The sequence below is a fragment of the Allorhizobium ampelinum S4 genome, assembly GCF_000016285.1.
Lineage (GTDB): Bacteria > Pseudomonadota > Alphaproteobacteria > Rhizobiales > Rhizobiaceae > Allorhizobium > Allorhizobium ampelinum.
In genome coordinates, this window is sequence record NC_011989.1 from 3,243,680 (window position 1) to 3,254,313 (window position 10,634).

General features: G+C 58.5%; 10 protein-coding genes. 2 read left to right on the top strand and 8 right to left on the bottom strand.

Annotated features, from left to right (window positions below; genetic code table 11):
- Positions 1 to 3 precede the first annotated feature (3 nt).
- The 8 genes from AVI_RS15325 to AVI_RS15360 all read right to left on the bottom strand — a co-directional run bounded on the left by AVI_RS15325 (position 4) and on the right by AVI_RS15360 (position 8,212).
- Positions 4 to 756, bottom strand: coding sequence for an ABC transporter ATP-binding protein (locus AVI_RS15325; protein ID WP_015917212.1), 753 nt, complete (start codon positions 754 to 756; stop codon positions 4 to 6).
- Positions 753 to 1,586 (bottom strand): ABC transporter ATP-binding protein, encoded by an 834-nt coding sequence (locus tag AVI_RS15330; protein WP_015917213.1) that lies wholly within the window; start codon positions 1,584 to 1,586, stop codon positions 753 to 755. Before AVI_RS15330 ends, AVI_RS15325 begins: the two co-directional genes overlap by 4 nt.
- Positions 1,583 to 2,509: an ABC transporter permease gene (locus AVI_RS15335; RefSeq protein ID WP_409065462.1), complete on the bottom strand. Its 927-nt coding sequence runs from the start codon at positions 2,507 to 2,509 to the stop codon at positions 1,583 to 1,585. Before AVI_RS15335 ends, AVI_RS15330 begins: the two co-directional genes overlap by 4 nt.
- A complete protein-coding gene (locus tag AVI_RS15340; RefSeq protein ID WP_015917215.1) occupies positions 2,506 to 3,573 on the bottom strand; it encodes an ABC transporter permease in 1,068 nt (355 codons plus the stop codon). The genes AVI_RS15335 and AVI_RS15340 overlap by 4 nt, the downstream gene beginning before the upstream one ends.
- A gap of 15 nt (positions 3,574 to 3,588) precedes the next feature.
- Entirely contained in the window at positions 3,589 to 5,241 is a 1,653-nt protein-coding gene (locus AVI_RS15345; RefSeq protein WP_015917216.1) for an ABC transporter substrate-binding protein, read from the bottom strand.
- 48 nt (positions 5,242 to 5,289) lie between these two features.
- A complete protein-coding gene (locus tag AVI_RS15350; protein ID WP_015917217.1) occupies positions 5,290 to 6,342 on the bottom strand; it encodes a dipeptidase in 1,053 nt (350 codons plus the stop codon).
- 244 nt (positions 6,343 to 6,586) lie between these two features.
- The gene (locus AVI_RS15355) at positions 6,587 to 7,501 is read right to left on the bottom strand and encodes a sugar kinase (protein WP_015917218.1); all 915 of its coding nucleotides are present in this window, start codon (positions 7,499 to 7,501) and stop codon (positions 6,587 to 6,589) included.
- Positions 7,502 to 7,516: 15 nt separating this feature from the next.
- Complete coding sequence (locus AVI_RS15360) at positions 7,517 to 8,212, bottom strand: GntR family transcriptional regulator (RefSeq protein WP_015917219.1); 696 nt, start codon at positions 8,210 to 8,212, stop codon at positions 7,517 to 7,519.
- 284 nt (positions 8,213 to 8,496) lie between these two features.
- On the opposite strand from AVI_RS15360, the gene uxaC reads away from it, so the two are divergent.
- Positions 8,497 to 9,897, top strand: a complete 1,401-nt coding sequence (uxaC, locus tag AVI_RS15365) for a glucuronate isomerase (protein ID WP_015917220.1) — start codon at positions 8,497 to 8,499, stop codon at positions 9,895 to 9,897.
- 405 nt (positions 9,898 to 10,302) lie between these two features.
- On the top strand, positions 10,303 to 10,626 hold the full coding sequence (locus AVI_RS15370; RefSeq protein ID WP_041697109.1) for a cupin domain-containing protein: 324 nt from the start codon (positions 10,303 to 10,305) through the stop codon (positions 10,624 to 10,626).
- Positions 10,627 to 10,634 lie beyond the last annotated feature (8 nt).

Genomic DNA, 10,634 nt, shown 5'->3' on the forward strand with positions numbered 1-10,634 from the left:
TGGTCAGCTTTTGCGCCGAAACCCCTCACTCGCCACCATCAATTGCCGTGTATAATCTGCTTGCACATCACGACGGCGCAACGCTTCGACATCCATGACTTCCACGATCTGGCCAGTGCGCATCACCGCCAGCCGGTCGCACATATGGCTGATAACAGCCAGATCGTGGCTGACCATCAGGAAGGTCAGGCCGCGATCCTTGCGGGCCTGTTCGAGGAGGTTGAGGATTTCCGCCTGGATCGAGGCGTCGAGCGCTGAGGTTGGCTCATCCAGCAGCAGGATTTTCGGCTCAACGATTAAGGCGCGGGCAATTGCGATGCGCTGGCGCTGGCCGCCGGAGAGCTGGTGGGAAAACCGGAAGCGGAAACCGGAACCAAGACCTACCTCATCCAAAGCGCGGGCAATCCGGCTATCGACATCGGAAAATCCATGCACGGCCAAAGGTTCCAGCAGCAGCCGGTCCACAGTCTGACGCGGATGCAGCGAACCGTAAGGGTCCTGGAACACCATCTGCACGGTGCGATAGAAGGTCTTGTCGCGCTGCCTGCTGTCATAGCTTTTGCCATCGACAGTCAGCGCGCCGCTCTCAAAGGCATTTAGCCCGGCAATCGCCCGCAACAACGTTGATTTTCCGGAGCCGGATTCCCCGACCAGACCAAAGCTCTCGCCCTGCTCAACGGCGATGCTGACACCGTCCAGCGCCAGAAACTCATCAAAGCGCACGCCCATCTCTTCAACAATCAGGGCCTTGCTCATTGCGCCCACTCCACCTGACGCTCCAACACTGGCAGCGGATGCTGGTTGCCTTCCAGGCGCGGCAGGCAATTCAGCAGGCCCTGGGTATAGGGATGTTTGGCCTCGGACAGGTTGGCCGCATTCAGTTCCTCGACAACCCGGCCCGCATACATCACCAGCACCCGGTCGCAGAAGGAGGAGACCAGCCGCAAATCATGGCTGACAAAAATCAGCCCCATGCCGCGTTCCCGCACCAGCATGTCGAGAATATCGAGCACTTCCAGCTGCACCGTCACATCCAGGGCTGAGGTCGGCTCATCGGCAATCAGCAGTTCCGGCCCGCAGACCAGCATCATGGCGATCATCACCCGCTGGCCCATGCCGCCGGAAACTTCATGCGGATAAAGCTTGAACACCCGCTCCGGATCGCGGATCTGCACCGCCTCCAGCATGGCCAACGCTCTTTGCCGGGCTTGCTTTCCCGTCATCCGTTCATGGGTCAACAAGGTCTCGACGATCTGTTTGCCAATCGGCATGACAGGGTTCAGCGAATACTTGGGGTCCTGAAGGATCATCGCCATCCGCTTGCCGCGCAGCGTCCGACGCTTCGCTGTCGAAATCGCCAGCAGATCCGTATCGCCGAAATGCAGTTTATCGGCAGTTATCCGTGCATGGGCGGGGGTGAGACCCATGATCGCCCGTCCGGTCTGGGATTTGCCGGAGCCGGATTCGCCGACAATACCGAGTCGCTCCTTGCCCAGCGTGAAGGACACGCCGCGCACGGCTTCCACCAGACCCGTGCGGGTCGGAAAACTGACCTTGAGATTATCCACCGTCAACAAGGCGCTCATTGGCCGGCCTCCTTCGGGTCCAGCGCATCGCGCAGGCCATCGCCCAGCAGGTTGAAGCCGAGGCTGACGATCAGGATGGCAAAGCCCGGCATGGCGGCAACCCACCATTGATCGAGAATGAAACGGCGGCCATCGGCAATCATCGCCCCCCATTCCGGCAGGGGCGGCTGGGCGCCAAGGCCCAGAAAGCCGAGACCGGCCGCCGTCAGGATAATACCCGCCATATCCAGCGTAACGCGGACAATCAGCGAGGACAGACAGAGCGGCATGATATGGCGCAGCACGATGCGAAAGGGCGAAGCGCCCATCAGCTTGACGGCAGAGATATAATCGGAATTGCGAACCGTCAGCGTTTCGGCCCGGGCGATGCGCGCATAAGGCGGCCAGGAGGTGACGGCGATGGCCAGAATGGCGTTTTCAATGCCGGGGCCGAGGGCTGCGACCAGCGCCAGAGCCAGAACGAGCTTCGGAAAGGCCAGGAAAATATCGGTCAACCGCATCAGCACCGCATCGACCCAGCCGCCCGCATAACCGGCCACCGTGCCGACCAGCAGACCGATGGGTGCGGCAATGATTGCTACCAGCACCACCACCATCAATGTCAGCCGCGACCCGTAGATCAGCCGCGAATAGATGTCGCGGCCCTGATCGTCGCTGCCGAGCCAGAAACCACCGGTACCGGGCGCCATTAACCTTGCATTGGCAAGATCGCCCTGCACCGGATTGTGGGTGGCGAGCAGATTGGCAAAAGCAGCAACCAGAATGAGCGCGATAATGATGCCAAGCCCCAGCAGCGCCAGCCGATTGGCCGAAAACTGCCGCCAGATGACATAGGCGCGGCCAAGCCGGGCCTGCCGGCGTGATTGGGGCCGGTCCGACAGCAGCCACTCGCGAAGGGACATATTATCTGAGGGCGTCATCATCGGCTGCGCGTCCTCGGGTCAAGGGTCTTGTAAAGGAGATCCGACAGGATGTTGATGGCGATGAACACGGAACCGATAATGATGGTTCCGCCCAGCACCGCATTCATATCGGCATTTTGCAGCGAATTGGTGATGTAAAGACCGATGCCCGGCCAGGAGAAGATCGTCTCTGTTAGCACCGAGCCTTCCAGCAGCCCGGCATAGGACAGGGCAATCACCGTCAGCAGCGGCACAGCAGCATTGCGCAAGGCGTGGAACCAGATGATCCGGCTTTCGGACAGGCCCTTGGCGCGAGCCGCCACGATATATTCCTGCGACAGTTCGTTGAGCATGAAAGAGCGGGTCATTCGGCTGATATAGGCAAGCGAAAAATAGCCGAGCAGTGCGCCGGGCAGGATGATATGGCGAAACAGATCCCAGAGGATCTCCCATTGGCCTGCCATGGCCGCATCCAACAGGTAAAAGCCGGTGACGGGTATCAGGTCATATTCATAGACCACATCCATCCGCCCGGGATAGGCCACCCATTGCAGCTTGGCATAGAAAAACAGCAGCGCCAAAAGGCCGAGCCAGAAGATTGGCACGGAATAGCCGATCAAACCGATGACCCGGACAATCTGGTCCGCAAGGCTGCCGCGCTTGACTGCGGCCAGAACGCCTAAGGGAAGGCCAATCACCGCGCCGATGATCGTGCCGACCGTGGCAAGCTCAACAGTTGCTGGGAAAAACCGGCCGATATCGGTCATGACAGGATTGGTTGTCAGAACCGATGTGCCAAAATCGCCCGAGAGCACCTGTTTTAGATAGACGAAGAACTGGTAATAGAGCGGTTGATCCAGCCCCATTGCCCGGCGCGTCTGTTCGACAACCGCCTGCGGCGCACGGTCTCCCAGGACAGCAAGAACCGGATCAATCGGGATCACCCGACCAATGAAGAACGTGACCGCCAGAAGACCGAGATAAGTCGTCGCAACAGTCACGAAAAATCCCGCAACTGCCTTGAACCCTCTTAACTGCCGGTCGCGCCTGCGACCGGCAGATGCTTGTGTTGTGGTGAGAGCCAAGAGCCCTGCTCCTGATCAATCCTTGGAAATCAAGTTTTTGAGGTTGCTGTCGAAGGTGGGGCCAAGCTTATAATTTTGAACATTGGCCCTATAGCCGGCAATTTCCGTTTTTTGATAGATGATCACAAACGGACCGTCGGCCAGAACCTTGCGCTGCAAGTCTTCATACATCGCCTTGCGCTTCGGCGTGTCCCGCTCCAACAGCGCTTCGCTGGTTTCCTTGGTCAATTCAGGCACATCCCAGGCATTGCGCCAGGCGAGTGTCTTGGATTTCGGCGTGTCGGAATTGTCAGGATTGCTGGTAAAGGTTTCGGCATTGGAATGCGGGTCCCAATAATCAGCACCCCAATCCCCGATATAGATGTCATGGTTGCGGGCGCGGTATTTGGTCAGCGTCTGCTTACCATCTCCTTGGATGAGTTCCAGCGTAATGCCCGCCTGTGCGAAAGTTTGCTGCATGGATTGGGCAATGCTGGTCATCGGCTCGATGGAGCGCACATCCATGGTGACTTTGAAGCCATCCTTGAGGCCAGCCTTTTCCAGCAATTCCTTGGCTTTCGCAACATTCAACTTGTAGGGCTGGTCATCGATCGAGCCAAGAATACCCTTGGGCAGGAAGGATTCATGCACGGTGCCGACACCCTTGATGAGGGTTGCGCCGATGGCATCGTAATCGACAAGATATTTGATGGCCTGGCGGACTTCCGGCTTGGAGAGATACTGGTTTTTCTGGTTGAGACCGAGATAATAGACCGTTCCCTTCTGGGCAGAATCTGTCTTGATATTTTTCGCATTGGCAATCGCGGTAAAGTCCGTCGGCGAAAGATTACGCGCCACATCGACGTCACCGGATTCCAGCGCCAGACGTTGGCCTGAGCTTTCCTTCAGGAAGCGGTAGATGACCCGCTTAAGCTTAGCCTTTTCACCATAATAATTATCATTGCGCTCCATCACGACCAATTCATTGGCACGCCATTCGCGCAGCTTGAAAGGACCGGAACCAGCGTAATTGGTCTTCAACCAGCCGTTGCCGAAATCGGTGTCATAAGGATAATCCTTGGAAACCGTCACCGCTGCCGCGTGGCTCTGCACCAGTTTCTTGTCAACGATGGCACCGACGGTTGCGGTCAGGCAGTTCAGCACGAAGCTGGTCGCATAAGGCTTGTCCACCTTGAACTGGAAGGTCGAGGCATCGACTGCCTTGGCATTTTCCGCGACATTCTCGCCACTCAGGCCGAATTGCTGGAGGATGAAGGCCGGGTTCTTGTTGAGCTTGACGGCCCGTTCAAAAGAATAGGCCACATCTTCCGCAGTGATCGGGTTGCCGGACGCGAATTTGATGCCGGACTTGATCTTGAACGTATAGGTCAGGCCGTCTTCAGACGCACTCCAGCTTTCCGCAATGCCGGGAGCCACGGTCGAGGTATCGGCAATATTCAGCTTTACCAGCGTATCATAGGTATTGCCGGTGACTTCGGCGGCAGAGATTTCGAAAGCCTCGCCCGGGTCCATGGTAATGATATCGTCAAACGCCCAGGCCTCGACCAGGGTATCTTTCGGCGTGGCGGCAAAAGCGCGCGGCACGCCCGTAACGCCCCCCGCAACGCCCAATGCCAGAACAGCACTGGCCGTCGTCATCAGCCTGCGGCGCGTCAATGTCATGGTCATGGTCCCTTCCCCTTCTTTAAAGTCAATGATCGTCAACAGATGCCGGAATTACTCGCCCCACGTCGTCCCCAGCACCCGCAGCCAGTTTTCACGGGCAATCTTAGCAATATCTGCATCACCGTATCCAGCCGATTGCAACGCTTCAAGCAACCTCTGGTTCCCACTGGCATCACCGATTGCACCGGGCACCGTGCAACCGTCGAAATCGGAGCCGAGGCCGACGCAATCGATACCCATGCGTTCCACCATATAGTCGATATGGCGTACCATATCTGACAGCGGGGTCTCGGCAAAATCGCGGGCATCGGAGCGCAGCATGGTCACGGCGTAATTCAAACCGGCGATGCCCTTGCGCTCGCGGATCGCGTCCATCTGCCGATCCGTCAGGTTGCGGGCCACTGGTGTCAGCGCGTGCGCATTGGAATGGCTGGCGATCAGCGGTTTGTCGGAGGTTTTCGCCACGTCCCAGAAGCCCTTTTCGGTGATATGGGCAAGGTCGAGGGCAATGCCCAGCCGGTCGCAGGCTTTCACAAGCTCAAAACCGAGTGTCGTCAGACCCGGCCCGGTATCCGGCGACATTGGAAAGGCGAAGGGAACACCATGCCCGAAAATATTCGGGCGGCTCCAGACCGGGCCGAGCGTGCGCAGGCCCGCCTGGTAAAACACCTCAAGGGCGGCCAGATCAGCATCGATGGCCTCGCAGCCTTCCATATGCAGCACGGCGGCAAAGACGCCCTCGGCCATTGCAGCGCGAATATCCGATGTCGAGCGGCACAGCCGCCAGCCCCCCGCCCGCTCGACCCGCAGCGCAATCGCGGCCATCTGCAAGGCGATGTCGAGTGAGGATGCACGCGCCAGGGGCTTATCAACAGGGGTATTGTAGTGGCCCTTGTCATCCGGCTCGGTCAGCACGAACTCGCCATCGGAGGGAATATAAATCGCGCAGAGACCGCCACCAAGCCCGCCCCGGCGGGCGCGTGGCGCATCGATATGACCTTCCCGTGTGCCATTGATGAATTGCCGCACCGGATCGACGCCCGCTGCATGAGCCCTCCACAAACGCAGGAGGACATCATTATGCCCGTCGAAAACCAATTGCATGAACACTCACCTTTTGACGCATCGCGACTGGCCAGTCCTTTTTGACAAGGGCCACAAGCCTATGACAAAAAAGGGAAATATCGCCAATCTCCTATTTTAGGCGCAGAGTAGAATCAAAAGCTGCAAGGGTTCAAGCGAAAATAATTTGCATCGCAACACAAAGAAGCGAGCATTCTTGCGACATTGGTTTTCGGACACGGCTTTTCGCGTGTCCGTCGGCCAAGGGTGTTTTGAGGAGATGTTTTCAGAGGATATTTTCGATCTTCACCAAAGCGCCTCGCTTACGGATCACCTGAGCGGAAACGGCAGCTCCTTGCGCCAATGCCTCAGCCATCGCGACACCCGAAAGGCGGGCCGACAGGAAACCGGCATTGAAACTATCGCCAGCTGCTGTCGTATCGACGAGATCGGCGACCGGCACGGGATCGAATGTCACTGGCCCTTCTGCTGCGTCAAAGGCATGCACACGGCCCGCGCCATTCTTGACCACCACGGTGGCCGCACCTGCTTCACGGTATCGGATAATCGTGGCGTCAGGTGTGGCATCGTTGAAATTCGGCCCATCCTCGTCAAAGGACGGCAGGACAATATCGGCAATCTTGGCCGCCTGCGAAACCGCATTGCACATGCTGTCACGATCCGGCCAAAGCCGGGCGCGCATATTAGGATCGAAAGCGATCAGGCTGCCAGCATCGCGTGCCTGCGCCAGAACCTCCAGCAATTGCTGGCGGCCCGCCGGGGACAGGATGGCAAGGGTAATACCGGAAAACAGAATGAGATCGCGGTCTCGCACGGCCTCTAAAAGAAACTCCCGGTCGTCTGCCAGACGCTTGGCAGCGGATTGGCCGCGCCAATAGCTGAAACTGCGCTCGCCATTGGCAAGCTCGATCATATAAAGCCCGACCGTCGCATCCTCCAATCGGCGCAAATGCCCTGTGCCTATTCCCGCCGCTTGTATGAAGGTGAGCATGGCTTGCGAAATACCATCGACGCCGATAGCCGAGCAGTAATCCACCACGTCGTCAGCGCCCAGAAGGCGACGCAGATACCAGGCAGTGTTGAATGTATCGCCAGCAAAATTGCGATGATAGGCACCGTCTTCGCGGGGCGCCATTTCCACCATGCATTCGCCGATGGCCAAGATCCGTTTGCCGCTCATATTATCCTGCCATCCTCATTCGGTCGCGAAATACTGGCCTTGGGTTTCCCTGATCCGGCTGATGATCGACAAGATACGTGACAGGTGAACACGCATGTTGGCCGCAGCCCGGTCGCCATCGCGTGCCTTCAGCGCGGCCATAATCTCGATATGGTCGTCAATGGCGCTTTGCGCACCAAAAGCAAGGCTGAGATAGCGGATTCGGTCCATATGCGCCTTGCTGTCGCGGATCAGCGCCCAGGCGAATTCGTGGCCGGACATCTTGCAGATCTGCCGGTGAAACTCGTCATCCAACTCATGAAACAGCATCTTGTCGCCAGCCTCCATGGCCTTGATCTGCCGCTGCACCAATTCGTCGAGCGCCGCGATCTGCTCTTCGCTCAACCGCTCGGCGGCGGCTCGCACGGTTTCCATTTCCAGCGCTGTGCGGATGAAGCGGGCCTGCAAAACCCCACGCTCGGAAATATGCGTCACCACGGTTGCCCGTTGCGGGCGGATCATCAGGAAGCCCTGCTGCGACAGGCGATAGAAGGCGTCGCGCACCGGTTGGCGCGACACACCCATCTGCTTGGCAACATCCACTTCCGACAATTTTGCCCCGGGCGGCAGCTCCAGTTCAACCACCTGCCGGTATAACAGCTCGAAGACCTGCTCGGTGACCGAAGGTTGCCGCTGAACGTCCAGCGTGCGCACATTGACCGTATCAATCATCCCACCCTCCGATTACCACCGCCATCGTCACTCCAAAGCAGCCGGGCCAAGTATCCGGGATCATCCCCCGGGACCGCATTGACACAATTTGCATACTAACATATTAGATTGGCAGCGGAATGCAATTGCGTTTCGCCACCACTGTCACCGCCCAGGCCATCGATCAAAAGACGATGGCCAACGCAAGGGGCGGCAGTTGTTTTAAGCCATAATACGCCGGACCGAAATCGGCTTGCGATATTATGCTCTATTAGAATTACGGGGCGCACGCGGAGACCACGGCATTGCTTCATCCAGACAGGCTTTTTCCCCTTGACCCCACAGCACGCACGCTGGCGCGCACGCTTTATGACACGGTCAGCGACCTGCCCATCGTCAGCCCGCATGGCCACACTGACCCCCGCTGGTTTGCGGAAAATGAAGCGTTTCCCGATCCGGCCCAGTTGTTCGTGGTGCCGGACCATTATGTGTTTCGCATGCTCTATTCCCAGGGTATCGACCTCACGGCGCTTGGCGTGCCGCGTGTCGATGGCGGCATGACGGAAACCGATGGCCGCAAGATCTGGCGGCTGTTTGCCGAAAACTTCCACCTGTTTCGCGCCACGCCCAGCCGCATGTGGCTGGACCATGCTTTTGAGGATGTGTTCGGACTGACGACCCGGCTGTCGGCGCAGACGGCGGACCAGACCTATGACCATATCGCCGATTGCCTGACGAAACCGGAATTTCGCCCCCGCGCCCTGTTCGAGCGCTTCAATATCGAAGTGATCGCCACCACGGAAAGCCCGCTGGACGAGTTGAAATGGCATGAGACGATCCGCGCCTCCGGCTGGGATGGCCGCGTCGTCACCGCTTACCGGCCTGACCCTGTAGTCGATCCGCAATTTGAAGGCTTTGCCACCAATATCGAGCGGTTCGGGCAATTGGCTGACGTCGATGCGACAAGCTGGAGCGGCTATCTGGAGGCGCATCGCAACCGCCGCGCCTTCTTCAAATCCTATGGCGCCACGAGTTCCGACCACGGCCACCCCTCGGCCCGCACCGAGGATCTGCCCCAGGATCAGGCCAAGGCGCTGTTCGATAAGGCGCTGACCGGGCGGATCACCCCCGATGAGGCAGATGCCTTCCGTGGCCATATGCTGACGGAAATGGCCCGGATGAGCCTGGAGGATGGGCTGGTGCTGCAAATCCATCCCGGTTCCTACCGCAACCATTCCGCCGGTATCATGGCCAAACATGGCCGCGACAAGGGCTTCGATATCCCGACCCGCACCGATTACGTCCGGGCGCTAAAGCCGCTTCTGGATGCGGTCGGCATGGAAAAGGACCTGACGGTCATTCTCTTCACGCTGGACGAAACCAGCTATTCGCGCGAATTGGCACCGTTGGCCGGGGCCTATCCGGCCCTGAAGCTCGGCCCCGCCTGGTGGTTCTTCGACAGCCCGGATGGCATGCGCCGCTTCCGCGAGACCACCACCGAAACCGCCGGTTTCTACAATACTGTCGGCTTCAACGACGACACCCGCGCCTTCTGCTCCATCCCGGCCCGCCATGATGTGGCAAGGCGGGTGGATTGCGCCTATCTGGCCGAACTGGTGCTGACGGGCCGACTGGAGGAGGACGAAGCCCAGGAGCTTGCAGGCGATCTCGCCTACGGACTGGCGAAAAAGGCCTATCGGCTCTAGCTGAGGAGCAGCGGGTCCCAGCGTTTTTCAGAGAAAAGCGGATACCGATTTTCCCGAAAAGACAAACGAAAACAAAGGAAAGCGAGAGGTTACCTGGTTCAGAACACAGTACACGCCCAAAGGACTCATGGGCTTCGCCCCCCTCATCCCCCTGCCGGGGACTTCTCCCCGCTGGAGAGAAGAGGCCAAGGCGATAGCACTCAGCTTTATTCTGATGTTGAAAAAGGGCTTTACTCGCTCTTTACAGCACCAAAGAAAGCGCTGGACGCCACTGCAAGTCTCTTCTCCCCATCGGGGAGAAGGTGGCAGCAGCCGGATGAGGGGGCGGCAAAGCCGCAAGACCTTTGCGTCGTGTACTGTGGCTTCAGACTGAACCAGACAGCCTCGATGGAGGAGAAGCCAGCCATGGATACAGACTTCGTCAGGACCTTTCCGGTGGTCGAAACCGGCCACGGGGTGACCCGCCAGGTTCTCTCCGATAGCCCAGAACTGATGGTGGTAAAATTCACCTTCGCCAAGGGTGCGGAGGGCCTGCGGCACCATCACCCGCATGTGCAATCCACCTATGTTCAATCAGGCCGGTTCGAATTTTCCATCGGCGACGAGACGTTCACCGTCGGTCCGGGCGACAGTTTCGTTATTCCCTCCCTTGCCTTTCACGGCTGCCGGGCCATGGAGCCCGGTGTGCTGATCGACACATTCACGCCCCGGCGTGACGATTTTCTTTGATATTTGAG